Here is a 25,630-nt window from a genome sequence, read left to right as displayed (position 1 = left end):
GTAAATGGAGCCGCTTCGATCTGTTTAGACTAAGAAATTAGTCGTTTTTGGTTTTAACAACTTTACGACCACGATAGTAGCCGTTAGGTGAAATGTGGTGGCGCAAATGAGCCTCACCAGTAGTGGCTTCAACAGCCGTAGCAGGTGCGGTCAAAAAGTCGTGCGCACGATGCATGCCACGTTTGGAAGGTGATTTTTTATTTTGTTGAACGGCCATAATGAACTCCTAAATAAGGCGACATTCTAGCACGGAAAAGCGTCTAAATGCTTGATTTATCAATGAAGTGAGCAAAAACAACGGGGCATCCCAAAAGCCAAAAGCGGCATCCCAAATTTAGTTTTTCTTCATATTTTTCAATATGTTAAAGGGATTTTCCCGTTCAGAAGAAACTTCTTCAGGCTCTTCGCCCCCCAAAGCCAGGAGATGGGACTCACAAAAGCCCTCGGGATGCTTTGGAATCAAAGGGATAGAGAGCAAAATTTCATCCTCAATGGTCTCCAAAAGTTAAATTGCTGACTGGCAACCAAGGGCTCTTGGTCCTCGTCCTCTACTGGATAGTGATCCGCCTCTTCTTCAGTTGCCAGAATGATAAAACGCCGTTTTTCAGCTAAATCTACAGCGCAATCCTGTAAACACCGCTGGCATATCAGATGTAGGCGCCCGTTGAGGCCTAATTGCAGATTTGACGGGGCTCAACCCCCGGGGAATCCCAAAATGGGTTTGAACTTCCCAATTAAAGCCGTCCCCTGATGCAACTGTAGAAACTTCCTCAGCCAGCCTGGGCAGATCCGAGATGCCTAAAAAACCAGCACCTTGATAGGTCTGCGGAGCACAAAAATCCGTTAGTCGTGAAGGTGAGACCCAAATGTTTGCCTGCTGGAGTGCGGACGGCAGCCAACATTTCGATTAATACTTCTAAGTTCTTACGAAGCAGCGGTTCGCCACCGGTTAGGCGAATCTTTTCAACGCCCAGGGTTGCGAAGATGTTGGACAGGCGGGTAATTTCTTCAAAACTGAGTAATTCTTTGTGTGCTAAATACGAATAGTTTTGATCTGTGAAACGGAGTTTCTGCCAAACCGCCCAATATCCTTTTGGGATACGAGGCGGTCTGGAGAAAAAGAAAAAGCCTTAGACCGTTTTTTCTTGGCCGCCAGTTTCAACTAGAACCATTGGGCCTTCTGGAAGCGTGGCCGCTGGCTTTGGTGTTCTGCCGACGTTATGAATGACGGGTTCAGACTGAATCTGGTTTTGCGCTTCTGTATGCTTCGAAGCATCGGTAGCGACCCAAATCATTCCAGCGGATTGCACAACGCTATGCAATGGCGTTTCTTCAAGCGCTTGAAAAGCAACTTTTGGCAGTTCTGGCGCTGGTTTTGCAATCACTTCAATCGCTGTTGCAGTAGCTACAACTGCAAGCGGTGCTACTGGTGCTGCTGATGATGCTGAGCCAGCAGTTTTTTCAGAACGATTTGATTGACTCGGTGCGCGTGCTGGCCTCTCGTTGCGCTCAGATTTTTCGGCAACCAGATTATCACCAAAACTATTGACAATGTTTTGAATCGGCATTGAAACGGATGCGCCGGCCATACCAACGGGAGGCCTTCTAAAAGGACTTGCAGATGGGGCGGCTGTTGCCGCAGTTGCGCCATCACCAATTTCGGTGCGCTCACCACGATCATTTCGGTTACATCCACGACCGCGACGCTCATCGCTATCAGCCGTTGAAGTTGTTTCACTACCAGGAGTTGCTTCGGTGGCAGGCGTTACGGCAGCGGGATTCGCTTGACGTTCTGGTTTCGGGCCATTTTGGTTACTTTGATTGTTTTGGTTACGGTTGCCGTTGCGGTTGTTGCGGCCACGATTGCTATTAGTTTCAGTAGTACCCTCTCCAGCATTTGCTGCGGAGCGCTCTGCACGATCACCGTTGCGCTCACCGCGACGATTGCGACCGCGATTACGATCACCATTACGCCCTTGGTTGCGACCACGGCCATTACTTGGTGAAGGTTTTTCTTCTGCAGCTGGGCTGGAGGTGAAGAGTTTCTTAATGAAACCAAGGAAACCACCAGAACTCTCGCCAGCAGCCTTCTCAGCGCGTGCTGGCTGCGGCTGACTGATTGGTGCTGGTTGCGTTGGGGTGATGCCTTTGACTGCAGCTTCAGGACGCGCTTTTACATCCGCATCTTTACGACTAACTGTAGTGTCAGTTTCTAATTCGCGTGCTGCTTCTTCAGACATGACATAGCTAGCCTTTTGATCATCCAAACGAGGATCATCATGACGCAAACGCTCTAACTTATAGTGCGGTGTTTCTAAATACTTATTCGGTACTAACAAGACATTAACTTTGAAGCGAGTCTCAATCTTGATGACTTCTGCACGCTTTTCATTGAGCAGGAACGCAGCCACTTCGACTGGAACCTGCGTATGAATCGCCGCTGTGTTTTCTTTTATTGCCTCTTCTTGAATGATGCGTAGAACTTGCAATGCAGAAGATTCGGTATCACGAATGTGACTAGTGCCATTGCAACGTGGGCAGGTGACATGACTGCCTTCGGATAACGCTGGGCGCAAACGTTGGCGGGACATTTCCATCAAGCCAAACTTAGAGATCTTGCCCATTTGAACGCGCGCACGGTCATGACGCAGAGCATCGCGTAGGCGATTCTCAACATCCTTCTGAGCCTTGCTGGACTCCATATCAATGAAGTCAATCACGATCAAGCCGCCTAAGTCGCGCAAACGGGCTTGTCGGGCGATTTCATCGGCAGCTTCTAAATTTGTGCGAGTCGCTGTTTCTTCAATATCGGAACCGCGGGTAGCGCGTGCAGAGTTCACGTCTACAGAAACAAGTGCTTCAGTGTGGTCAATCACAATCGCGCCACCCGATGGTAGTGGCACAGTGCGTGAATAGGCAATCTCAATCTGATGTTCAATTTGGAAGTGTGAGAAGAGCGGCGCATCATCTTGATAGCGCTTTACTCGTGGCAAGTTATCTGGCATCACCACCGACATAAAGGCAGCAGCTTGCTCGTAAATGTCATCGGTATCGATCAGGATTTCGCCAATATCCGGTTGGAAGTAATTGCGGATCGCACGAATCACCAAGCTGGACTCGAGGTAAATCAATAGCGGGGCTGAATTGCCCTTAGCAGCTTCATCAATGGCTTTCCACAATTGCAAGAGGTAGCTTAAGTCCCACTGCAATTCGGTAGCATCACGACCAATACCAGCAGTACGGGCAATGATGCTCATGCCATCAGGCACCTCTAATTGAGCCATGGCTTCGCGCAGTTCTTGACGGTCTTCGCCTTCAATGCGACGGGAGACGCCACCACCCCGTGGTTTGTTGGGCATTAACACCAAGTAACGACCCGCTAAAGAGATAAAAGAGGTGAGGGCGGCACCTTTTTGGCCACGCCCTTCTTTTTCTACCTGAACAATAATTTCTTGACCTTCACGCAGGGCATCCTTAATGGACGCATTGCGCACATCAATACCCTCTTTGAAATAGGCTCTGGCAACTTCTTTGAAGGGGAGGAAGCCATGACGCTCCTCGCCGTAGTTCACAAAGCAGGCCTCTAAAGAGGGCTCAATGCGGGTGATAACACCTTTGTAGATATTGCCTTTACGTTGTTCACGACCGGCAGCTTCGATATCAATATCAATGAGTTTTTGACCATCGACGATGGCAACTCGCAACTCTTCTTGTTGAGTTGCATTAAACAACATGCGTTTCATAACACTCTCCTATGGGGGAGGTGGGAGTAGCGCGATGCGTTAGGGGTCAGTTATTGGCCGCATAGGCAAGCCTATGGCGGTGTATGAGTGTGGATCATGCAAATAAGGCACTTTTTTCCTAGTTCACCTCGTTAACTGTTGGTTAAATCGGTGCCACACTTGACGATCGCCGCAGAGACCTCCTTTAGGTCATCCATGCAGGCGCGCGCCTGAAAACTGTCATCTAATCGCGGGTCGCGGCATACGGCACACCAACCCTGTGCCTCATTGCAACGGGGGAGGGGCAACCCCGAGAGTCTATTAAAAGGCGACTCCAAGCCCCACAATTCACGCCATTTTTTTGGCGGGTATCTAGCGAATAAATTGGCTAGAGCGTTGATTGTACGGCATAAGTTGAATGACAATGGGGTATTGTTGAGTCCCTTATCGTCTTTTTCCGAGGCGACAAGGGAGCAAAATCATGAAATCCGACCCAGTATCCAAGCCTTCCAAGGTAAAAACGCCCCCTCCCGCTGCAGTCCATTTGCAAACCATTGGTCCAGAGGAAGCTGGTCAGCGTTTGGATAACTATTTACTGCGTTGGGCCAAAGGAGCCCCCAAAAGTCACGTTTATCGGATTATTCGCTCGGGTGAGGTTCGGATTAACAAAAAACGGGCTGAGCCAACGACTCGCTTGATTGAGGGAGATGTTGTACGAATTCCCCCGGTCCGAATTGCCGAGCCAGCCCAAATGGCGGCAGTTAATACTGCCAAAACCAAATCTCGTGCCCGAGGCTTTTCTGAGAAGATGCCCATTTTGTTTGAGGATGAGGCATTACTAATTGTGGATAAGCCTGCTGGATTGGCGGTACACGGCGGCTCCGGGATTGCCTTGGGTGTAATTGAGGCGTTGCGGATTGCTCGACCAAAATTGAAATTCTTGGAATTGGTTCATCGCCTCGATCGCGATACTTCCGGAGTATTGCTGCTGGCAAAAAAGCGCAGTGCGCTCGTGGAATTGCATCGCCAAATTCGTGAGGGTCAAACGGACAAGCGCTACTATTTACTGGCACACGGTGAAATTCAGCAGGGTGCGCAAGTGATGCAATTGAAATACCCTTTGCATAAATATCTCCTTGCCAATGGTGAGAGAAGGGTGCGAGTGGATCCCGATGGATTACCCAGCCATACGGCTTTGCGTGTTACCAAAATATTTACGCGCGCAGACGCTGCCATGACGCTGGCTGAGGCGCAGCTGAAAACGGGCCGCACTCATCAAATTCGGGTACATCTGCAAAAATTAGGTCATGCGATTTTGGGCGACGATAAATATGGATTTGAAGACCAAGATAAGCTTATTAAATCGAAGCGCTTATATTTGCATGCACACTTGGCGGGTTTTACGCACCCTCGTACTGGTGAAAAGATGCGAATTGAATCACCGCTGCCAGCAGAATTTACTGCCATGATGCAAAATTTTGAGCAATAAAACGCAACTGAAACGCATGAACAATGTCTGAAGGATCGAAGCCAATCGTCGCTATTTGGGATTGGGACGGCACGATTATGGATTCCACGCCAACGATCGTGCACTGCATTCAGCAAGTGTGCCGCGATTTGGGTTTTCAAGAGCCGGATGATTCTTTGGCCAGCTCGGTGATTGGGTTAGGCATCCAGGATTCGTTGCGACGCGCAGTCCCATGGATTGAACCAGTGCACTTTCCAAAGTTGACGGATCGTTTTCGTTATCACTATTTAGCAAAAGATCACGAACTGGATTTGTTTGTGGGTATTCGTGAGTTACTAGAAAAGCTCCGAAGCGATCAGTATCTCTTGGGGGTAGCTACTGGCAAATCGCGCGTTGGTCTAGACCGTTCGCTTAAGCACCATCAGATTGGACATCTCTTTCACGAAACACGCACAGCGGATGAGTCTTTCTCCAAACCCCATCCGGGAATGCTGCTCGAGCTATCCGATGCAACCCAAGTGCCTACGCGTCGGATGTTGATGATCGGGGATACGACTCACGATTTAGATATGGCAGCCAATGCCGGCGTTGATGCCATTGCGGTGACCTATGGTGCCCACCCACCAGATACGTTAAAAGCATCGCCATCGCTTGCGCATGTCGATGATGTTCCGCAACTGGCTCAATGGCTTGAAAAGAATCTATAGAGGAATCCATATGGAAAATAACTCCAATCCAAACTGGGAGCGTCAAGCCCTAGAATATTTGCTCTTAGAGAATCTCAAAGAGACTCGTAAGGCGCGTCGCTGGAAAGCGGTACTTCGTGTACTGACTTTGTTGGTGATTATTGCAGTGGTGCTCGTGGTATTTGATTTTCATATTCCTGGTCGTGGCATGGGCGTTGAGCGACATACAGCGATGGTGACTTTGGAGGGAGAAATCTCATCTAGCTCGATGGCCAATGCGATGGATATCAATTCTTCTTTGGTATCGGCATTTGAAAATGAACATAGTGCCGGCGTCATTTTGCGCATAAACAGTCCAGGGGGTTCGCCAGTTCAAGCGGGCATGATTAATGATGAGATTCACCGCTTACGTAAGCTTTATCCCAAGAAGCCATTTTATGTAGTGGTGGAGGATATCTGCGCATCCGGTGGTTACTATGCGGCGGTTGCCGCAGATCAAATTCTGGTCGATAAAGCGAGCTTGGTGGGTTCCATTGGAGTGATCATGGAGGGCTTTGGTTTTACTGGTTTGATGGATAAGTTGGGCGTCACACGACGCATGATTACCGCTGGATCAAACAAAGGCATGCTCGATCCTTTTAGCAAGGAAGAGCCCAAGCAAGTCGAGATGGTGAAAAAGATGATCGACGAAATTCACCAACAATTTATTCAGGTAGTGAAAGAGGGTCGTGGTGATCGCTTAAAGGATGCACCCGATTTATTTTCAGGTCGCATTTGGAATGGTGAGCAGGCAGTTAAGTTGGGCTTGGTAGATGGTTATGGCACAGTTGACTCGGTTGCTCGCGACATCTTTAAGGCGCCCGATGTACTGGACTACACCATGAAAGAAAACTTTGCGGAGCGCGTCGCCAAACGTTTTGGTGCTGAGGCAGGTGCAGCAGCGGGCAAGGCCTTGGTCAAATCACCAGACCTCAAGTAATAGTCAGAATATATTTAATGAATGAATCACTAGGCCAACAGCAGAAATACCGTTGGCCTATTTTGTAGTGCTGCGCAGGCCGCTTCATTTGGGTAGCGCTTGCGCCACTCTGCAATGAAGAGTGTGGCAATCATCTCCGATGGAAGGCTAAGGTCTACACCAAGGCAAAGCAATGTTTGCGGTGCTAACGCTTGAGTGCACGCCAGCAGCATGGCGGTATTGCGGTACGGCGTCTCGATCCAAATCTGGGTTTGTTTCAATTTGCGGGACTCAGTCTCAAGTTGTTTGAGTTTGGCGCTTCGCTCTGGAGCTCCCTGCGGGAGGTAGCCTTGAAAAGCAAAGCGCTGACCGTTAAGACCACTTGCCATCAGGCCAAGCAGGATCGAGCTTGGCCCCACTAATGGTTTGACTTGCGCACAGAAGCGATGGGCCGCGAGAACCAATTCAGCACCAGGATCAGCGACGCCTGGAACACCTGCTTCGGACATCAAACCCATATCGTTACCAGCCAGTAATGGTTTGAGTAAGTCAGCAGGTTTAACGGCGTCACCATACTTTGCATGACGGGATGTGCCGCGCCATTCCGACATTTGCATTTCTTGAATGGCGCAAGCGAGTGGTGAGATGCTATCGATTGCTTTTAAAAATGCCCGCGCTGTTTTAGCATCTTCGGCAATCCAATGCCGCAGCTTTGCAGTACAGGCAATCGTCTCACTTGATAAGACCCAAGGTAATTGCTCTGCACGAGCGTCATTGCCTAAAGTATTCGGAATTAAATAGAGTGTGCCGAGCGTTGCCATAATCTATTTGGTAGCCGGAATAGCGAAACCTGCATCTCGCAATAAACCCGTCAGCGCAATGAGTGGCAAGCCAATTAGGGCGGTTGGATCATCGCTTTTAATCGCCTCCAATAGACTGATTCCGAGGCCTTCAGACTTTGCGCTTCCCGCGCAGTCGTAGGGCTCTTCTGCGCGCAAATAATTCTCTAGAACATCGTCGGAGAGTTTGCGAAAAGTCACTTCCGTGGGAATGCTCAGGGTGGTGTGAACATCGTTTTTCATCAAGCAGAGTGCAGTATGAAAGGTGATGGTTTGCCCGCGCATGAGTTGAAGTTGTGCAAGCGCTCTATCAAAATTTCCGGGTTTACCTATCGCAGCACCACAAAGATCGGCAACCTGATCAGAGCCAATGACCCAGGTATCGGGGTGTATTTTTGCAACTGCTGCAGCTTTGGCGTTCGCCAATCGCAACGCTAGGTCCAGCGTGGTCTCGCCAGTAAGTGGTGTCTCATCGACCTTGGGTGAGACCACTTCGAATGGAATGCGTAAGCGAGTTAAAAGCTCGCGACGGTAGACCGAAGTGGATGCCAAAATTAACGGTGGGTTATTCGATGAACTCATGAATTTAGTGATTACTGCAGATTTTGCACTTGCCTTGATTTGGACTGATGTCATGAATCGTAATCAAGTTTTACCTCAAGTGGAGTTATCGGCAGATCCAAGCGCTTTGAAGCGGGTGGTAGCATCTTGCGCAAAAAAGCAGTTTCCTTAAAAGCAGCGGGATTGCAAAGGCTAACCGTCAGTCTCGATGGTTTGAACGATGACATCTTTCGCAAAATGAACGATGTTGATTTTCGGTGGCCGATGTTTTGGATGACATTGCTGCCGCGCAAGACGCTGGCTTTGAGAACATCAAAGTCAATATTGTGGTGAAAAAAGGAACGAACGATCACGAGATCGTGCCAATGGCAAACCATTTCAAGGGCAGCGGTATTATTTTGCGCTTCATCGAATTTATGGACGTTGGTAGCTCGAATGGTTGGAATATGGCAAAAGTATTGCCATCTAAAGAGGTTATCTCGAGGATCCATGCAACATTTCCGCTGGAGTCAATGGAACCAAACTACCCTGGTGAGGTAGCCCAGCGTTGGCGTTATGCAGATGAATCAGATGATATCCAGCGTGACACAAACCTTCTGCCATGAATGCACGCGTGCACGCATTTCTACTGATGGCCAAATGTATCTATGTTTGTTTGCGAATGAGGGGTTTGTTTCAAATCCTTATTGCGCTCTGATAAAACCGATTTAGAAATTGCGAACGCCATCATGAATACCTGGTCTGGACGCAATAATCACTATTCTGAAATTCGGGGCTCGCAAACGGAAGGTCTGAAATCCAATTCTCGTAAAGTTGAAATGTCTTACATTGGTGGCTAATGATTACTGCTAAAAATATAACCGGACTCATTCTGGCTGGCGGTCGTGCCCAACGAATGGGCGGAATCGATAAAGGATTAATTCCATTTCACCAAAAACCCTTAATTGAATCGACCATCTCCCGCCTAAGGCCCCAGGTTGGATCCATCCTGATTAACGCCAACCGTAATATCACCAAATACGCCGTCTATAGCTACCCAGTAATTCTGGATGAGACCCCCGATTTTTCTGGGCCACTTGCAGGATTCTCGGTGGGGCTCAAGGCCTGTAAAACCATACCTACTAACCACACCCTGTGACTCACCGCTATTGCCCCAAAATCTCGGCATAAAGCTTACCGCCGAACTTGAACGTGGCGATTTTCAATTGGTTTATGCCTCGACCAAAGGTGTCGATGACAGGGTTTGGGCACAACCAGTGTTCTGCCTAATGCGCGCTAATTTACAAGAATCGTTGGATGCTTTTTTGCGTAAAGGCGATTTCAAAATTGATCGTTGGTTTCAAGAAATTAAGAGCAGCACTGTCGTATTCGACGATGAGCAAGTATTTGCAAACGTCAATACTCTAGAAGAATTGAAATCACTAGAAGCCATTTCAGCATGAAGCATTCTCCCAATAACCCCATCTTGCTGACGTCATCACTTCATGTTGATGAAGCTCGTCAGGCGATTGCAGATCTTGTCGATGAATTACTCCAAGAATCCGCTGCAATCAATGATCCTGCCGATATCGAGAGTGTTCCACTAGATCAAGCAATTAATCGGGTTCTAGCGCGCGATCTCCTTTCACCCATTGATGTCCCGTTGCTGATAACTCAGCGATGGATGGCTTTGTATTTAATGGCCAATGCCTGAATCAAAATAGCGCTGAGATCTCATTAAAGATTGTTGGCACTGCTTTGGCTGGCAAACCTTACGAGGGCAAAATTGCTCAAGGTGAATGCCTCAAAATCATGACAGGCGCCGTCATGCCTGCGGATTGCGACACCGTGATCCCTCAGGAATTCACAACGAGCAACGACAATCAATTCGTTCGATTTCAGTCAAATCAATTGAAGGCAGGGGAAAATCGTCGCCTGCGTGGCGAGGATTTACAACAAGGCAAACCTGCAATTGCTGCTGGTCGGTTATTGCGACCCTCGGATTTAGGATTGGCAGCATCCCTTGGTATCGCCACGCTTCATGTTCGGCGCAAGCTCAAAGTCGCTATTTTGTCTTCGGGAGATGAATTACGTTCCTTGGGTCAGACCCTGGATCCTGGCAGCATCTATGACAGCAATCGTTACAGTCTTACTGGCTTACTCAATCGTCTAGATCTAGACATTATCGATTGTGGAATTGTGCGTGATGATCCTGCTTCACTAAAACAAGCATTCATCGAAGCAGTCTCTAAAGCCGATGTATTAATTTCATCTGGTGGCGTCTCTGTTGGTGAAGCAGACTTCACCAAACAAATCATGCAAGAACTGGGTGATGTTGGCTTCTGGAAAATCGCCTGCCCGCAAAACCCTATTTTTTGGTTTACCAGGTAACCCTGTTGCCGTTATGGTGACTTTTTATCAGCTCGTTCGCAGCGCACTGCTGCAACTCAATGGGGCCACTCAAACAATGCCTCCACTAGTTCAAGCGATTGCCGAAACAGCGATTCGTAAGAAACCTGGTCGCACCGAATTTCAACGCGCCATCTTGGGGCGCAATGCTGATGGCAAGCCAAGTGTGCGACTGACTGGCAGTCAAGGGGTGGGCATTTTGCGCTCCATGAGCGAGGCAAACTGTTTTGTCATTCTGGGTCACGACCAAGGAAATGTTGCTCCGGGTGACCTAGTAGATATAGCGCTTTTTGATGGACTGCTTTAAGATTGCGGTCATCATGAAACTTACCAAAAAAGAACTCGCCTTTCTCGATCCAACCCATACCGCTAAAACACTGGTATTGGTTTACCTCTGCTTCTCAGTGCCCATCGTGCTGTTGGCATTATTCGTTGCCCTCATCAGAGATGGTGCAATCCCTGGATTTACCGTTTTGTCCGCATTAATTCTCAATGCGTTACTGGGTTTTGCCTTGCTGTGGATTGCTTGCAAAGTCTATAACTGGGTTGCTGAAAAATTCGGTGGCGTTGAGCTAGCACTACGCGATTTACCAGAAGAAGTAGATGCCGAGTAATCATTGATATTCTCCGGCAACCTTTTCGAAAGCAAGAAACAAGTGCTACCCTTTAAATGCCTCAGCATTAATTAAGCTGGGCGGTTTTTTCCCGGCCAACGCTGCTTGCAAGTTTTCGATTGCGAGGTCCACCATGGCTCTGTGGGCTTTTTCAGTCGCGCTCGCAATGTGCGGAGCTAGAACAACATTGCTCAATTTGAGTAACTCAGGATTCACGTTTGGCTCCCCATCAAATACATCTAGACTAGCAACAAATATTCGTTTTTCTTTCAGGGCTTGCGCCAAAGCCAAGTCATCAACAATCCCGCCACGAACAATATTGATAAGGGTTGCCGTGGGTTTCATGAAGGCAAGCTCTTCAGCTCCAGTGGTGTGATGGCTTTCGGCGGTATATGGCAATACCAGGACCACGTGATCCACAGTTCGTAGTAATTTCTTCTTTTGATACGTAGCGTGCGCCACATGCCCTCTCATCCGCTTCCGATAAACGACTGCGATTGTGATAAATCACATTCATGCCAAAACCCAATGCTCGTTTAGCAACACCCTGTCCAATGCCGTCCCATACCAATGATGCCGATTGTGCTGTGATGCAAATCCATACCGAGTGGGTTATTCACAATCGACCATTTGTCCCAATGGCCAGCGCGCACCCAATGCTCTGATTCGGTGATACGCCGCGCTGTTGCCATGAGCAAAGCAAAACCAAAGTCAGCGGTAGTATCGGTCAACACATCGGGTGTATTGGTTGTCATGACACCAGCCGCAGTAATGGCAGATACATCAAAATTGTTATAGCCCACTGAAATGTTGGGAACGATTTTTAAATCTTTGGCCATTGCTAAAGCATTTGCGTCTATGCGTTTACTTCCTGCAACTAATGCACCGCCACGCCTGAGAGCGCATTTTGTAACTCCTCAGGGCTTCAAGATCTGGTCTTCCTGGTTTGCCAGCACCTCAAACGATTCTTTTAGTTTTGCCAACGCTTCAGGAAAAATAGCCCTGGCAACCAAGATTTTGGGCTTCTGAGAGGCGTTTTGGGGGGTAGTTTGGGTATTTTGTGGGTATTCATAAGGGGAAACTTTACCTCAGTAAATGAGGGCATTTCGGCTAAAATTAATGTTTTATAACCTAATAACCCTTAATCGCGGGCTAATTCGATTAAACACCATGACTTACGTTGTTACTGAATCTTGTATTCGCTGCAAATACACCGACTGCGTTGATGTTTGCCCAGTTGATTGCTTTCGTGAAGGCCCTAATTTCCTAGTGATCGATCCGGATGAGTGCATCGACTGCGCCGTTTGCGTTCCTGAGTGCCCCGTCAATGCTATTTACGCAGAAGATGATGTACCTGGCGATCAACAAGAGTTCATTAAGCTGAATGCCGAACTCGCGCCGTCATGGACGTCGATCACCAAATCCAAAGCAGCTCTTCCAGATGCTGATGAGTGGAAAGACGTTAAAAATAAACTGGATCAGCTCGTAAAGTAATTTAATCACCCAAGAGTATCGTTTTGCACCCACCCACAGAAGCTGACGCAGTCATTATTGGCGCCGGCCCTGTGGGCCTCTTCCAAGTATTTGAGCTTGGACTTCTTGAAATCAACGCACACGTCATTGATTCCTTACCAGAACCTGGTGGTCAATGTATTGAGCTGTATCCCGATAAACCGATTTACGACATTCCTGCCGTCCCTGTTTGTACTGGTCGCGAGCTCACCGATAATCTACTGAAACAAATTGAGCCGTTTCACCCTCAGCTTCATCTAGGACAAGAAGTCACCCATCTCGATTGCCAATCCGACGACCGCTTCCTCATTCGCACCTCACAAGATCAGCGCTTTATAACGAAGACGCTATTTATAGCAGCTGGAGTAGGAGCTCTTCAGCCAAGAACCCTGAATCTGGAGGGTCTAGATGCTTATGTAGATCAGAACGTGTTCTATCGCGTGAAGCAACCCGACCAATTTATCGGCAAACGCATTGCCATCTGCAGGGGTGGCGACTCTGCAATTGACTGGGTCTTATATTTTGCCGATAAAGCAGCAAGCGTCACCCTCATTCATCGACGGGACGACTTTAAGGCAGCACCACAATCGATCGCAAAGATGCGAGAGCTTTGTGCTTCTGGAAAGATAAATCTCTTCATTGGACATATCACTGGATATGACATTCAAAACGACCAATTGAGCGAGATTACTCTTACGGACAATGACGGCAACACTAAACAACTCGCTTTAGATGATCTTCTGATTTTTTGGTCTATCCCCAAAACTAGGCCCTATCGCCGAATGGGGTCTGGATATTGATTGCAAACAAATTGTGGTGGATACAGAAAAATTTCAGAAAAGCATTCCGGGCATTTATGCTGTCGGCGACATTAATGTCTACCCCGGCAAGAAGAAGTTGATTTTGTCAGGCTTTCATGAGGCGGCATTAGCGGCTTTCGCTGCTGCCGCGTACCTGAATCCTGAAAAACCGATTCAACTTCAGTACACCACCACCTCCCCTAAACTGCATAAAGTACTTGGGGTAAAGCCGACTACCCTCGAGTAAGTTACCCTTATAGCTATTCCAAAATTTACAAACCGACCAATTCACTTTTAGTCAATTTCTATGCGCCAATATCACGATCTCATGAAGGAAGTTTTAGCCAACGGCGTTAAAAAGTCTGACCGGACTGGTACTGGAACACTGTCTGTCTTTGGTCACCAAATGCGCTTTAATTTGGCTGACGGTTTCCCGATGGTGACAACCAAGAAACTGCACCTCAAATCCATTATCTATGAGCTGCTTTGGTTTCTTAAAGGCAGCACAGACAACAATTGGCTCAAAGAGCGCGGTGTATCCATTTGGAACGAATGGGCTGCACCAGATGGTGACTTGGGACCAATTTACAGTTATCAATGGCGCTCTTGGCCTGCGCCTAATGGACAACACATCGATCAGATTAGTGAAGTAGTGGAGACAGTCAAAAAGAATCCAGACTCACGTCGTATTATTGTTTCTGCATGGAACGTTGCAGATATTCCCCGTATGGCATTAGCGCCTTGCCATGCTTTCTTTCAGTTTTACGTAGCAGATGGGAAACTGTCTTGCCAGCTTTATCAGCGCAGTGCAGATATTTTCTTAGGAGTTCCGTTCAATATTGCCAGCTATGCTTTGTTAACGCATATGCTGGCCCAGCAATGCAATCTCGAAGTCGGCGATTTCGTTTGGACTGGCGGCGATTGCCACTTGTATAGTAATCACCTAGAACAAGTGAATCTGCAGCTCTCTCGAGATTTCTTCCCGTTACCCAAACTCAATACCCTACGCAAACCCGACTCTATTTTTGATTACGAATTTGAGGATTTTGAGATCGTAGGTTACGAATCCCACCCCCATATCAAAGCCCCTGTAGCCGTTTAAGAAATTGCCCTATGACACAACCTGCTATCTCCATAATTGTTGCCCGCTCACGGAATCACGTGATTGGTCGTGACAACCAAATGCCTTGGAAAATTTCTGCTGACCTGCAATTTTTTAAGCGTGTCACGATGGGTCACCCCGTCATCATGGGTCGCAAGACCTGGGAATCAATTGGTCGCCCGCTTCCTGGTCGACGCAATATCGTGGTGAGTCGCAATGCTGACTACGAGCTGACCGACGGAGAATTAGTGGGCTCCCTAGACGAGGCCCTCAACGCACTGAGTAAAGCCCCTAGAGTCTTTGTAATTGGCGGTGAACAACTTTTTAGGCAGGCTTTTGATAAAGCGGATCGTTTATACATTACTGAAATCGATCTTGATATTGATGGCGGGGATACATTCTTTGAAGTACCTAATCCCAACGACTGGAGAGAAGTAGAACGTACGCCTGGATCCGAAAACGATATTCACTTTCAGTTCGTCACTCTCGAGCGTCAATAAAAAGGACTCCCGGGAGCCCTTTTTATTTCACGATGACCTCTAAATACTGTTGCTTACTGCACAACAATTTTTGAATTCTTGGCAATTCCAGAAATAAATTCAAATTGCTTCTTCTGAGCTAAGCCCGCACGAATAGCTTGCTTTGCTTGTTCAAGTGTCGGTGGCTTACTGGAACGCTTATCTTCCAGTTTGACCAAATACCAGCCCTGCTGCATCTGAATCGCTGCGGAGGTTTGGCCTTTGCCAGGATTCACCAATACAGCTGAGATTTGTGGAGGAACTTGCCCAGGTTGCACCCAACCTGCCGCCCCGCCTTGTGTCTTATTCGGTGCTAATGAAACACTTTTTGCTACCTTGTCAAAAGCCCCCCTTTTTTATACGATTTAAAGCGGCTTGCGCATCGGATTCAGAGGCAACCGCAATGTCACTAATCTTGTATTCGTTGATCATGCCCTGTGGGCCTAATGAAACTACTTGCTTGCTGTACCATCTTTTTCAGCTTGTTGGGACAACAAGAAGACTTCAATGAACTTTTCAATCACCGCCCTACGCAACTCGGGCGAATCTTTTTGACCTTGAGCCAGGGCTGCCTTGATGCCTTGTTCAACCATATCGTTTGTAACGATTGCGTCATTGACTGAAGCAGCAGCATTAATTGGCAAGCCACTCTGTTGGGCATTTGCGCCGCCACATAAGGCGATGGATAAAAAACCAATAGAGATAATACGCTTGATAGAGGGTGTGATATTCAGTTTCATGTGTAGCAATCTTTCAGATAGGGAACCCTAATACTACCAGCTAGGCAAGCATTAAAATCTGGACATGTGCGTACAGTACCTCACCACCGCGGACGTTGATTGGGTAAAAACCCATTTTGATCTCGCACTATCGGCATCAAGCCCACACGATGTTTTTCCCACCTACCCAGGAATGATTATCCTAAAGAGTCACAACACTCAACGCACCGCTATTGGACCAGCTCGCTTCGGCCTGATACCCTCCTGGGCAAAGGATGAAGAATTTGGCAGAAAAACTTACAACGCTAGAGCGGAGACCGTCAGCGAGAAGCCCTCTTATAAACATGCATGGATGAAGCGGCACTTCGCACTTGCCTTAGCAGATGCATTCTACGAACCCTGTTATGAATCTGGCAAAGCAGTGCGTACCAAAATTCAACAGGAAAATCATGAGCCGATGGCTATTGCATCCATTTGGGATACCTGGACAGAGCCAGAGACAGGTGAACTTATTGTGTCGTTCTCTATGCTCACCATTGAAGCAAGCAAACATCCAGTCATGAAGCGTTGTCATAAACCAGAGGATGAAAAGCGCACTATCGTACCGTTAAAGCCCAATCTCTTTCAGGACTGGCTAAACGCAACCCCTGAATCGGCAAAAGAACTATTAAATCTTGACTCTATTCCAGAGTTGATATTTTCAGAATAGTACGTAAGCGCTCTCGTATCACCGGTATTCGCGGCGTCAGCAACAGTAACAATACTGCGGCATAAATGCTGACAGTTTGTAAATTATTTTTGCCTGCTTTGTGTCACCAGTAATGGGCGATGACAGTGATTGCGATCAAGTAGACAAGCTTATGAAGCAAAGACCAGCGGCGCCCCAGCCTTCGGACTGCCCACGTATTCGACGTAGCCGCCAAAGAGGAGTCAACAGCACCAGGCTTAAAAAGCCCATGGTAATGAATGGCCTCTTTAGTACATCATTAGTACATCATGAATCATGGCTTGCCAATCCAACCTTTGATCCAGATATATCCAAATTGAAAAATGCAAACTTGCATAGAAAAAACAAAATAATCCGAACATTCGACGTAGCTTGATCCAGATGCTCGAGCCGGTCAGAAGACGCAGAGGTGTCATGGCCAAGGTGACGCACAAAAATACCAGAGCCCACGTTCCCATTGAGCGGGTGATGAATTCAATCGGATTGGCGCCCAGGTGGTCTATGTATCGAAGCCACACCAATCTTCCCACAGGAATAATGGAGAGCAGGAAAAGAGCGCCTTTAAGTAATGTCATAGACCCATGTTAAACGACCCCTACAAATTTTTCTGCAGGGGTCGCAATGCTTTACATAACACCGACGCACTAGGCCAAGGTTAGACCCTCTTTGTAGAGCGGGAAGTTACGTACTGGCCTGCCAATCGCCGCTGAAACGGCATTCGCCACTGCGGGACCGACTACGCAGATTGTGGGCTCACCAACACCACCCCAAAAATCATAGGTTGGTACCAACACCGTCTCGATTCGTGGTGTCGAGGCCAATTTCAGCATCGGGTAGGAATCGAGGTTCTGTTGCTTGATCCGGTCATTTTCAACGGTGATTTCTGGATTGAAAATAGCGCCCAAAGCCATGGCCACAGAGCCCTCAATTTGCTCACGCGTTAAATACGAATTGACTACATGTCCTGGGTTTAACGCAAACACCAAGCGTTTCACATGGGCGATATTGCCATCCACTGATACTTCTGCCACGCATGCAGAGTAACTGGCGTAACCCATAAACCGTGCTACACCACGATACGTCCCTGCTGGCAGCGGCTTATCCCAATTCGCTTTTTGAGCGGCAGCATTGAGCACGCCCAAATGCTTGGGGTGACTCTGCATGACAGCTTGTCTAAATTTCGCAGGATCTTTACCGGCTGCTTTAGCGCACTCGTCCATAAAGCATTCCATGAAAATACCGTTTTGATTGGTATTCACCCCACGCCAAGGACCCACTGGTACGTGGGTGTTTTTCATGACGTACTCGGTTAGTAAACTCGGGAAGGTATAACCGGGTTGAACATCGGGTCCTTTTTCATAAAAGCCTTGCAGCTGCCGCTCATCCTTGCCATCTTTAATATTTTGAATGGCAAGCGTAGCATGAATCGATTGCCCAGCAACCTTGATGTGCATGCCTGTGACATTTCCACTGGCATCAAGACCCGCAGTCATCTTAGCCATCGCAATTGGATGGTAATAGTCATGCATAATACCTCTTCACGACTCCAAAGCACCTTGACAGGAGTACCAGGGTATTTCATGGCCACCTTGGCTGCAAAGGTAGCGAAGTCTTGAGTAGAGCCTCGACGACCTAAACCACAACCCGAGTCTAATTTATACACTTCGCAGTTAGGCAATGAAATGCCGGTAGCTTCTGACAATGCTGCCAAGGAGCCTTCGCCGTTTTGCGTAGGCACCCAACCTCAGCACGATCACCACTGATTTTGACAGCGGCATTCATTGGCTCCATCGTAACGTGTGCACAGTACGGGGTGTAATAAATGGCTTCAACTTTTTTGCCGAGCCATTAATCGCTTGCGGCGCATCGTCAACCTTGCGTTGCCAAAAATCGCCTTGCTCATCTAAGCCAGCGCGCATCATCTTGTCGATATCGCTCTGAGAAACGTTAGCAGCCTTGCCTTTATCCCAAACAATTGGCAACGCATTGAGAGCGGTATTAGCTCGCCACCACGTATCCGCGACAACGGCTAAGGTACTCTCATTGATCTGCACAACGCCTTTAACGCCGCGCATGTTTTTAATCTTGGCTTCGTCATAGCTCACCAACTTACCGCCAAATACTGGACAGGATTTAACCGAGGCACACAATATGCCAGGTAGTTGCAGGTCGGCACCATAAACCTTTGTGCCATTTGCCTTATTGGCCGTATCAATACGGGCGTATGGTTGACCAGCCACTTTCCAAGTGCGAGGATCTCTCAACGTAATCGTTTTTGGATCAGGAGGGGTCAGCGTAGAGGCAAGTTCCGCAACTTTACCGTAGGTAGTTTTACGCCCTGTTGGCACATGCGTGATAACACCTTTACCTACAGTAAGCTCGGTCACTGGAACGTTCCACTGATTCGCGGCTGCTTGTAGCAGCATGCTACGCGCTGCTGCTGCGCCACGACGAACATAGTCCTCGGAAATACGAATGCCGTGACTGCCGCCAGTTCCATGCTCACCCCATACACGCTTACGAGCCAAACTTTGGCCAGAAGTTGCAGACTGGGTTTTAACTTTTTTCCAGTTGCATTCGAGCTCTTCGGTAACCAATTGCGCTAAACCAGTACGCGTACCTTGCCCCATCTCAGAGCGAGCAATACGAATATAGACCGTATCATCCGGCTTAATGCTGACCCAAGCATTGACTTCAGCCTCACCCGCTTTTGTTGGGGTATTGGGATTATGTGGCCCAGATTGCGCAAATGCCGCCTCTGGTAAAGCGCCAATCCCTAACATCAGGCCGCCTCCGACCATGGAGCCCTTGATAATAAATTCGCGACGGGAAGAGTTTTCTAATGTCATGTCTCTCTCCTTAACCACGTGTTGCAGGGGTTGCTTGGTACTGCGCCAAGACATCTGCTAATTTTTTCTGACCCGAGGCAACATGAATACCATCTCGAATCTTTTGGTATGTTCCACAACGGCAAACATTGGACATTGCATTATCAATATCAGCATCTGTTGGCTTTGGTTCCAGATGCTTGGGTTTGATTTAACTGTAAGCGTTGCTCAAACTCCCATTTTCCTTTGGGCTGTAGGTCGAGGGTATAAATCCAGCCAAAGGCTCCTTCCCCAGCATGGGCTAGGGAAAAGTGAAGGGCGGCAACAAGGACAAGGCAAAAGGCGAATAGTTTTTGAATGGTCAATTTCATGGGTATTTGAAAAGAGAGTGGTTAAAAATCTAAATGAGAACTGTTCTCAATATACCATCAAATGAGAATAATTATCAAATACGAAAAAGACTATTTTTTGATAAATGGTGAAATCGCTAAGGGAATTAGGCTTTACCAGTAAAATTCCGCAGTAATGGATGCGCAATCACTCGAAAAGCTAGTGTTGATGAAAATGCCCTATGGCAAGCATGCAGGACGTGCGCTGGCAGATTTGCCGGGAAACTATCTAGCGTGGTTTGCCCGAAAGGGATTTCCGAAAGGCGAATTAGGCGAGCTGCTGGAGTTGATGCATACGCTTCACAACGGTTTACGTGGACCTCTTGATCCCATTCCGAAAGCGCATGGGCTGCAACGCAAAGATTAGTTACCTGGAGCGGACAATCAGTGTTACACGATCCCGCTCATATTGAACGCTGGGTGACTCCGGCGGGCTACTTTGTTCGATGCTAGCCTGGATGGAAGAGCTTGACTCGATTCGAGAAGCGATTTTCCTTGCCAGCTCACGATTGCGGTCGTATTGAATTTGCACGCTCGCCACTTGGCCCGCTTGAATGCGAGCCATCAGTGCATCAAGCTTATTGCTGGAGCAGTCATCAAAAAAGATCGGGTACCAGCCGCCCACTATAGGCTTGACTGGTTTGGGGTCAGTTGGAGTATGTTGGATTGGAGTGCCGGTTTTTATGGGCAACTGAAAATCAATCCCCGTCTTTGAAACCAATTCTGCATACGAAATTGGTGGGGACATTCCCGCTTCATTTGCGTTTTCAATCCAATAGGCCCATGCATCATTTTTATGAGGGTCGTAAACCAATTTGAACAAGTGACTCGGAATGGTGACGCGATTTTTGCCAATGCTCCCTTGGTTGCCTGTGGACCCGGTAAAAATATAGATATCGCCTTGGGCGCGTTTGACATACTGCCTGGTGGGCTCCTCAACGTTCTTGGCCCATATCCCTTGGTTATTGAGTCTGGCCTGAGGCATCATGTTGGCCAGCGAAAACGACTGGGCCATAGTCCTTTCATTAATCATATCCCCCGCGGGAACATTGTGGCCTCGGTCATGGCCGCTGCCTCGATAATCGGATAGTTGAGCACGCTCTGCAAAGGGCAGTCGAGCTTCTTCATAAAATTGATTTGTTCTGCGCGGGTGTGGTGCTAAGAGCTGCTCGCGGTTTAATTTCTCTACAGTGTAGATGGGCTTTTTATCTTGCGGTGAGTAAAAGATCGCAAAGCTATCAAAACAAAGGTCTCGACCAGTTTGTGCAGTCACGGGTACCTGTTGATGGGGGAAGAAGTCCTTGCAGTCATTAAAGAGAGCAAGCGCTCTCAGTGGGCTGATTAGTAAAACCAGTAAGCCCAAGGTTGCGAATTGTTTTAGGTGAATATTCATGAGTCTCTAGTTTAGGACGCCAATCTCTCGGGTGGCTATCTAACCCTCTAAGTCCTTGATCCATAATGCTCCGCAGCAATTTGTAAGAGCACTGCCGGCAGAAATGAAGGGGGTGAAAAACACTAGATGTATGGGTTTTTGAAAGAATTTTTTCTTTCAAATAGTAAAAAAGTTGGGTTTTTGAAAATTTTTTACAAAATGAAATTAGCGCCTCTTAACATATATAAGTTATTGATTTTATTGAATTAAATGTGTCTTATTTGGTGCATATGCGGGATGACCCGTATTGCGAGACTTAAAAGTTATGGAAATGATCCTCTTTATTCTTGACTTGATATAAGAACCTTTTTAGGATGACCCATGTTTTTACATATTGCGATGCAGCATAAATCAGTAGTTAGGTTTTATGGGTGTCGCAACCAACTGAATGAGTAAATGTTTATCAAACAATTTGAGTGAAATGCAGGAGGCGCAACCGGCAATGCTGGCGGCCAAAGAACTGCTTGCGCATGGTATGGCTCCTGTGTATCGAGTCATCAATGGCGTACTCGTTGTCACGGTATTCATGGTTGTAGGACTTTGGCTGTCTGGCAATGGCACGAATGCAGGCCCATTTGATCTGGCTCGCATTCTCGTTCCAGACGAAGCCCGCCATATTGTGTGGAGCAATGGCTTTGGCATGCTAGACCAATACAAGAATGAAAACGCTCATGGCGAAGGGATTGCCCAGGCATCTTCTAATGTTGGCTTTGCTAGTGCGAGACAGCAAACCGTTGCCTTACTCATGCCTTCTGTTGCCCAAGTGCCCGTGAAGTCGATTTCGCATTTGGCAGATCGCATTCCAGCCTCCAAGATTGATCCGCAAGCCTTGGACAGTAATTTAATGGGCTCTATTCAGAATCAACGTGCAGTAGCGGATTTTTTTGAGAAGAAGTACAGCCTCGATCGTAAGAAGATCGAAGAGTATGTCTCCAATACCATCCTGATCGCAAAAGAGGTCAATATTGATCCAGTGTTACTTTTGGCAGTGATTTCGGTGGAGTCAAACTTCAATCCCAATACCAAGAGTCATGCTGGCGCAGAAGGTTTGATGCAAGTCATGACATCCGTCCATCGCGATAAATATGCCTTGTTTGGCGGTACTCGTGAAGCCGCGAAGCCTGAAGTCAATATTCGTGTGGGCGCTTATATTCTCAAGTATCTGATTGCTACGGCAGGATCTTTGCGGAATGGTTTGAAATACTATGTGGGCGCTGCCAATGCGGAAGATGATGGCGGTTATGCAGACAAAGTCATGGCTGAGCGCAATCGTTTAATTGGCCTTTGCCAAACTAAATCCACCAATCGTCTTACGTTAAATGGTAAAGATTTGCGCTCTTAATCAAACTGCTCCCACTAAGTAAATACATATAAATAAAGCCACCCTAGGGTGGCTTTTGTGTTTTCAGGTAACCACAAAGCGATTAGTTCACGCCATGTAATTCCACGTCGAAGACCAAAGTGGTGTTTGGAGGAATGACACCGCCAGCACCGCGTGCGCCGTAACCCATATCTGGAGGGATGATTAATGTGCGTTTGCCACCGATCTTCATGCCAGCGACGCCTTGATCCCAGCCCCTAATAACGTGACCTGCACCCAACGGAAAACCAAAGAGCTGGCCGCGATCCAGTGAGCTATCAAACTTCTGGCCTTTGTTATCGGGTGCGCTCTCATCAAAGAGCCAGCCGGTGTAATAAACAAACATCCACGTGGTTACCAGCGACAGCTTCTTGACCGTTTCCGACAACGGTATCGATTTTTTTGAGTTCAGTCATATTTTTTCCTAATGGGTACGAATGAGTGGCTCAGTATATTCCTCATAGGGTTGGTGGATTCCCTTAAATTTGAGGGTTTATCCGCTGAATTCAGGTGCAAAACCCCCATTTTTGCCAATCCCGATGATTTAAAATTAAAGACTCGCCTCATTGACCAAGAGGCGGCTAAAAGCGGCTTGCAAAATGCGGATTATGAGAGTGGCAGGGTAAAAACCTGACTCTGTAAATTTATCAATATCGAGGAAAAGTTAATGGCTTCAGAGAAATCAAAGATTATTTACACGCTGACAGACGAAGCGCCATTATTGGCGACCTGTGCGTTTCTGCCAATCATTCGTACATTTACAGCGCCTGCTGGAATGGAGGTTGTAAAGAGCGACATTTCTGTTGCCGCTCGCATCTTGGCTGAGTTTTCTGATTGCTTAACCGATGCACAAAAAGTACCTGACAATCTAGCGGAGCTTGGCAAGCTGACACTTTTGCCAGACACCAACATTATTAAGTTGCCAAACATTAGCGCATCCGTTCCCCAGCTTTTGGCAGCCATCAAAGAATTGCAAAGCAAGGGATACAAGATCCCGAATTTCCCAGAAGATCCAAAAACGGATGAAGAAAAAGCTATTCGTACCCGTTATTCAAAATGCTTGGGTAGCTCAGTAAACCCAGTATTGCGCGAAGGTAACTCCGACCGTCGTGCGCCACCCGCTGTGAAGCGCTATGCGCGCAAGAACCCACACTCCATGGGTGAGTGGAGTCAAGCCTCCCGCACCCACGTTTCTCACATGCATGGTGGTGACTTCTACTCTAGTGAGAAGTCGATGACGATGACAAAAGCGTGTGACGTCAAGATGGATTTGGTTACAAAGAGCGGAAAAACCATTGTGCTCAAACCAAAGGTCTCTTTGCTTGAAGGCGAAATCATCGACAGCATGTACATGAGTAAGAAAGCATTGTGCGAGTTCTATGAAAAAGAAATCGAAGATGCGTACAAAACTGGCATGATGCTGTCCTTGCACGTAAAAGCGACCATGATGAAAGTGTCACACCCGATCGTTTTTGGTCACGCTGTGAAGATTTTCTACAAAGATGCTTTTACCAAACATGCTAAGTTGTTTGAAGAGTTGGGTGTGAATGCCAATAATGGTATGGGCAGCCTCTATGACAAGATTAAATCGTTGCCAGAGTCTAAGCGCGAAGAGATCACTCAGGATTTGCATGCTTGTCACGAGCATCGTCCAGCTTTGGCGATGGTGGATTCTGCTAAAGGTATCACCAATCTCCATTCACCAAGCGCTGTGATCGTTGATGCGTCGATGCCCGCAATGATTCGTGTCGGCGGCAAGATGTGGGGCGCGGATGGTCGCTTGCATGACACTAAGGCAGTCATTCCAGAAAGTACGTTTGCCCGTATCTATCAAGAAATGATTAATTTCTGTAAGACCCATGGCAACTTTGATCCAACCACGATGGGTACAGTGCCTAACGTTGGTTTGATGGCGCAACAAGCGGAAGAGTACGGCTCACATGACAAGACCTTCGAAATTCCAGAAGCTGGTGTCGCTTGTATTGTTGCCGATGACGGGACTGTATTACTTGAGCAAAACGTAGAAGAGGGTGATATCTGGCGTATGTGCCAAGTCAAAGATGCACCGATTCGCGATTGGGTGAAGTTGGCAGTAAATCGTGCGCGTCTCTCGAACACTCCAGCAGTATTCTGGTTGGACGAGTACCGCCCTCACGAGGCAGAGTTGATCAAAAAGGTGAAAACCTATCTCAAGGACTATGACCTCGAAGGTGTTGATATTCAGATCATGTCTCAAACCCGCGCAATGCGTTACACCCTCGAGCGCGTGATTCGTGGCAAAGACACTATTTCTGTGACTGGCAACAGCTTGCGTGACTACCTCACCGATTTGTTCCCCATCATGGAATTGGGAACCAGTGCGAAGATGTTATCAATCGTGCCATTGATGGCTGGTGGTGGCCTCTTTGAAACTGGTGCTGGTGGATCAGCGCCGAAGCACGTTCAACAGCTTGTAGAAGAAAATCACTTGCGTTGGGATTCCCTTGGCGAGTTCTTGGCCTTGGCTGTATCGCTTAAAGATATTGGCGATAAGACGGGTAACCCGAAAGTGAAGATCCTAGCGCGTACTCTGGACGAGGCAACCGGTAAATTGTTGGATAACAACAAGTCTCCTTCACCACGTACTGGTGAGTTGGATAACCGTGGAAGCCAGTTCTATCTCGCCATGTACTGGGCTGAAGCACTGGAAAACCAGACTGAGGACAAAGAATTGCAAACGTATTTCGCACCGCTAGCTAAATCGTTGGCTGAAAATGAGCAGAAGATTGTGTCTGAGCTCAAAGCAGTCCAAGGTAAGCCAGCCGATATCGGCGGTTATTACCTAGCTGATTCTGAGAAGTGCAAAGCTGTTATGCGTCCAAGTTCTACTTTCAATGCAGCGCTAAAGGCAGTAAGAGCGCAATAGGTGTTAGTCATAAGTCCTAATTTAATCAATTAGGATTAAGCTAAAAAAGCAAACTCTCGGGTTTGCTTTTTTATCGTTCTCACGATTGCATCACCTTTGAAT

The 25,630-nt window shown here is 47.6% G+C and carries 26 protein-coding genes and 7 pseudogenes; 17 read left to right on the top strand and 16 right to left on the bottom strand.

From position 1 onward, the window contains the following. Positions 1 to 37: 37 nt before the first annotated feature. The 3 genes and pseudogenes from rpmF to BQ1619_RS01795 form a co-directional block, all read right to left on the bottom strand. Positions 38 to 217: a 50S ribosomal protein L32 gene (rpmF, locus tag BQ1619_RS01810; protein WP_011902241.1), complete on the bottom strand. Its 180-nt coding sequence runs from the start codon at positions 215 to 217 to the stop codon at positions 38 to 40. Between the two features lie 616 nt (positions 218 to 833). After that, a pseudogene (locus BQ1619_RS01800) lies at positions 834 to 1,055 on the bottom strand (radical SAM protein); the annotation flags it as partial. A 75-nt stretch (positions 1,056 to 1,130) separates the two neighbouring features. Further along, complete coding sequence (locus BQ1619_RS01795) at positions 1,131 to 3,743, bottom strand: Rne/Rng family ribonuclease (protein WP_114661916.1); 2,613 nt, start codon at positions 3,741 to 3,743, stop codon at positions 1,131 to 1,133. A 460-nt stretch (positions 3,744 to 4,203) separates the two neighbouring features. Here BQ1619_RS01795 and BQ1619_RS01790 point away from each other — a divergent pair, with 460 nt between their 5' ends. From BQ1619_RS01790 to sppA, 3 genes are read left to right on the top strand one after another with little or no spacing between them, the layout of a single operon-like run. Then, positions 4,204 to 5,211, top strand: coding sequence for an RluA family pseudouridine synthase (locus BQ1619_RS01790; RefSeq protein ID WP_114661914.1), 1,008 nt, complete (start codon positions 4,204 to 4,206; stop codon positions 5,209 to 5,211). 23 nt (positions 5,212 to 5,234) lie between these two features. Next, positions 5,235 to 5,897 (top strand): HAD-IA family hydrolase, encoded by a 663-nt coding sequence (locus BQ1619_RS01785; RefSeq protein WP_114661912.1) that lies wholly within the window; start codon positions 5,235 to 5,237, stop codon positions 5,895 to 5,897. 10 nt (positions 5,898 to 5,907) lie between these two features. Further along, the gene (gene sppA, locus BQ1619_RS01780; protein ID WP_114661910.1) at positions 5,908 to 6,855 is read left to right on the top strand and encodes a signal peptide peptidase SppA; all 948 of its coding nucleotides are present in this window, start codon (positions 5,908 to 5,910) and stop codon (positions 6,853 to 6,855) included. A gap of 29 nt (positions 6,856 to 6,884) precedes the next feature. Here sppA and BQ1619_RS01775 read toward each other — a convergent pair whose 3' ends face one another. Further along, a complete protein-coding gene (locus BQ1619_RS01775; protein WP_114661908.1) occupies positions 6,885 to 7,655 on the bottom strand; it encodes an SAM-dependent methyltransferase in 771 nt (256 codons plus the stop codon). Positions 7,656 to 7,658: 3 nt separating this feature from the next. Then, a complete protein-coding gene (locus BQ1619_RS01770) occupies positions 7,659 to 8,255 on the bottom strand; it encodes a Maf family nucleotide pyrophosphatase (protein ID WP_114661906.1) in 597 nt (198 codons plus the stop codon). Here BQ1619_RS01770 and BQ1619_RS08580 point away from each other — a divergent pair. From BQ1619_RS08580 to BQ1619_RS01750, 6 genes and pseudogenes are all read left to right on the top strand, one after another. Then, positions 8,254 to 8,406 carry a hypothetical protein gene (locus BQ1619_RS08580; RefSeq protein ID WP_162784576.1) on the top strand — a complete coding sequence of 51 codons (153 nt, stop codon included), beginning with the start codon at positions 8,254 to 8,256 and terminating at the stop codon, positions 8,404 to 8,406. The genes BQ1619_RS01770 and BQ1619_RS08580 overlap by 2 nt on opposite strands. After that, positions 8,373 to 9,073: pseudogene (locus BQ1619_RS01765) on the top strand (GTP 3',8-cyclase MoaA); the annotation flags it as partial. The gene BQ1619_RS08580 and the pseudogene BQ1619_RS01765, both read left to right, overlap by 34 nt. Beyond that, positions 9,073 to 9,372, top strand: a complete 300-nt coding sequence (locus BQ1619_RS09525) for an NTP transferase domain-containing protein (protein ID WP_231968433.1) — start codon at positions 9,073 to 9,075, stop codon at positions 9,370 to 9,372. The pseudogene BQ1619_RS01765 and the gene BQ1619_RS09525, both read left to right, overlap by 1 nt. Before the next feature lie 10 nt (positions 9,373 to 9,382). Further along, positions 9,383 to 9,676 carry a glycosyltransferase family protein gene (locus tag BQ1619_RS09520; RefSeq protein WP_231968432.1) on the top strand — a complete coding sequence of 98 codons (294 nt, stop codon included), beginning with the start codon at positions 9,383 to 9,385 and terminating at the stop codon, positions 9,674 to 9,676. Next, positions 9,673 to 10,929 (top strand): annotated as a pseudogene (moeA, locus tag BQ1619_RS01755) (molybdopterin molybdotransferase MoeA). Before BQ1619_RS09520 ends, moeA begins: the two are co-directional and overlap by 4 nt. A gap of 13 nt (positions 10,930 to 10,942) precedes the next feature. After that, a complete protein-coding gene (locus BQ1619_RS01750) occupies positions 10,943 to 11,236 on the top strand; it encodes a hypothetical protein (protein WP_114663466.1) in 294 nt (97 codons plus the stop codon). Positions 11,237 to 11,281: 45 nt separating this feature from the next. Here the strand turns inward: BQ1619_RS01750 and BQ1619_RS01745 are convergent. Beyond that, positions 11,282 to 12,252, bottom strand: a pseudogene (locus BQ1619_RS01745) (2-hydroxyacid dehydrogenase). Between the two features lie 154 nt (positions 12,253 to 12,406). On the opposite strand from BQ1619_RS01745, the gene fdxA reads away from it, so the two are divergent. From fdxA to BQ1619_RS01725, 4 genes and pseudogenes are all read left to right on the top strand, one after another. Next, entirely contained in the window at positions 12,407 to 12,730 is a 324-nt protein-coding gene (fdxA, locus tag BQ1619_RS01740) for a ferredoxin FdxA (RefSeq protein WP_114661904.1), read from the top strand. A gap of 17 nt (positions 12,731 to 12,747) precedes the next feature. After that, positions 12,748 to 13,795: pseudogene (locus BQ1619_RS01735) on the top strand (NAD(P)/FAD-dependent oxidoreductase). 60 nt (positions 13,796 to 13,855) lie between these two features. Next, complete coding sequence (locus tag BQ1619_RS01730) at positions 13,856 to 14,650, top strand: thymidylate synthase (protein ID WP_114661902.1); 795 nt, start codon at positions 13,856 to 13,858, stop codon at positions 14,648 to 14,650. 11 nt (positions 14,651 to 14,661) lie between these two features. After that, on the top strand, positions 14,662 to 15,150 hold the full coding sequence (locus BQ1619_RS01725) for a dihydrofolate reductase (protein ID WP_114661900.1): 489 nt from the start codon (positions 14,662 to 14,664) through the stop codon (positions 15,148 to 15,150). A gap of 53 nt (positions 15,151 to 15,203) precedes the next feature. Here BQ1619_RS01725 and BQ1619_RS09515 read toward each other — a convergent pair. Continuing rightward, positions 15,204 to 15,509: pseudogene (locus BQ1619_RS09515) on the bottom strand (peptidylprolyl isomerase); the annotation flags it as partial. Positions 15,510 to 15,620: 111 nt separating this feature from the next. Next, positions 15,621 to 15,908 (bottom strand): hypothetical protein, encoded by a 288-nt coding sequence (locus BQ1619_RS09510; RefSeq protein ID WP_231968431.1) that lies wholly within the window; start codon positions 15,906 to 15,908, stop codon positions 15,621 to 15,623. 64 nt (positions 15,909 to 15,972) lie between these two features. Between BQ1619_RS09510 and BQ1619_RS01715 the strand changes: the two genes are divergently transcribed. Next, the gene (locus BQ1619_RS01715; protein ID WP_114661898.1) at positions 15,973 to 16,596 is read left to right on the top strand and encodes an SOS response-associated peptidase; all 624 of its coding nucleotides are present in this window, start codon (positions 15,973 to 15,975) and stop codon (positions 16,594 to 16,596) included. 266 nt (positions 16,597 to 16,862) lie between these two features. Here BQ1619_RS01715 and BQ1619_RS09505 read toward each other — a convergent pair whose 3' ends face one another. From BQ1619_RS09505 to BQ1619_RS01695, 6 genes are all read right to left on the bottom strand, one after another. Continuing rightward, a complete protein-coding gene (locus tag BQ1619_RS09505; RefSeq protein ID WP_231968430.1) occupies positions 16,863 to 17,189 on the bottom strand; it encodes a protein-methionine-sulfoxide reductase heme-binding subunit MsrQ in 327 nt (108 codons plus the stop codon). A gap of 69 nt (positions 17,190 to 17,258) precedes the next feature. Continuing rightward, positions 17,259 to 18,143 (bottom strand): molybdopterin cofactor-binding domain-containing protein, encoded by an 885-nt coding sequence (locus BQ1619_RS09500; RefSeq protein WP_231968429.1) that lies wholly within the window; start codon positions 18,141 to 18,143, stop codon positions 17,259 to 17,261. Next, the gene (locus BQ1619_RS09495) at positions 18,104 to 18,352 is read right to left on the bottom strand and encodes a hypothetical protein (RefSeq protein ID WP_231968428.1); all 249 of its coding nucleotides are present in this window, start codon (positions 18,350 to 18,352) and stop codon (positions 18,104 to 18,106) included. Before BQ1619_RS09495 ends, BQ1619_RS09500 begins: the two co-directional genes overlap by 40 nt. 40 nt (positions 18,353 to 18,392) lie before the next feature. Further along, the gene (locus BQ1619_RS09490; protein WP_231968426.1) at positions 18,393 to 19,463 is read right to left on the bottom strand and encodes a molybdopterin cofactor-binding domain-containing protein; all 1,071 of its coding nucleotides are present in this window, start codon (positions 19,461 to 19,463) and stop codon (positions 18,393 to 18,395) included. Positions 19,464 to 19,473: 10 nt separating this feature from the next. Next, positions 19,474 to 19,599, bottom strand: coding sequence for a hypothetical protein (locus BQ1619_RS01700; RefSeq protein ID WP_415065848.1), 126 nt, complete (start codon positions 19,597 to 19,599; stop codon positions 19,474 to 19,476). Positions 19,600 to 19,612: 13 nt separating this feature from the next. Further along, on the bottom strand, positions 19,613 to 19,813 hold the full coding sequence (locus tag BQ1619_RS01695; protein WP_231968424.1) for a hypothetical protein: 201 nt from the start codon (positions 19,811 to 19,813) through the stop codon (positions 19,613 to 19,615). A 154-nt stretch (positions 19,814 to 19,967) separates the two neighbouring features. Here BQ1619_RS01695 and BQ1619_RS01690 point away from each other — a divergent pair, with 154 nt between their 5' ends. Beyond that, the gene (locus tag BQ1619_RS01690) at positions 19,968 to 20,198 is read left to right on the top strand and encodes a DUF3820 family protein (protein ID WP_114661896.1); all 231 of its coding nucleotides are present in this window, start codon (positions 19,968 to 19,970) and stop codon (positions 20,196 to 20,198) included. Here the strand turns inward: BQ1619_RS01690 and BQ1619_RS01685 are convergent, their stop codons facing one another. Further along, on the bottom strand, positions 20,199 to 21,224 hold the full coding sequence (locus tag BQ1619_RS01685; protein WP_114661894.1) for a DNA/RNA non-specific endonuclease: 1,026 nt from the start codon (positions 21,222 to 21,224) through the stop codon (positions 20,199 to 20,201). 427 nt (positions 21,225 to 21,651) lie between these two features. Between BQ1619_RS01685 and BQ1619_RS01680 the strand changes: the two genes are divergently transcribed. Further along, positions 21,652 to 22,605 carry a transglycosylase SLT domain-containing protein gene (locus BQ1619_RS01680; RefSeq protein WP_114661892.1) on the top strand — a complete coding sequence of 318 codons (954 nt, stop codon included), beginning with the start codon at positions 21,652 to 21,654 and terminating at the stop codon, positions 22,603 to 22,605. An 82-nt stretch (positions 22,606 to 22,687) separates the two neighbouring features. Here BQ1619_RS01680 and BQ1619_RS01675 read toward each other — a convergent pair. Then, positions 22,688 to 23,039, bottom strand: a pseudogene (locus BQ1619_RS01675) (FKBP-type peptidyl-prolyl cis-trans isomerase). Between the two features lie 251 nt (positions 23,040 to 23,290). Here BQ1619_RS01675 and BQ1619_RS01665 point away from each other — a divergent pair. Continuing rightward, positions 23,291 to 25,528, top strand: coding sequence for an NADP-dependent isocitrate dehydrogenase (locus BQ1619_RS01665; RefSeq protein ID WP_114661888.1), 2,238 nt, complete (start codon positions 23,291 to 23,293; stop codon positions 25,526 to 25,528). The last annotated feature ends 102 nt before the right edge of the window (positions 25,529 to 25,630 follow it).

This window comes from Polynucleobacter necessarius (assembly GCF_900095195.1).
Taxonomy (GTDB): domain Bacteria; phylum Pseudomonadota; class Gammaproteobacteria; order Burkholderiales; family Burkholderiaceae; genus Polynucleobacter; species Polynucleobacter necessarius_G.
This window is presented reverse-complemented; position numbering and strand designations above follow the sequence as displayed.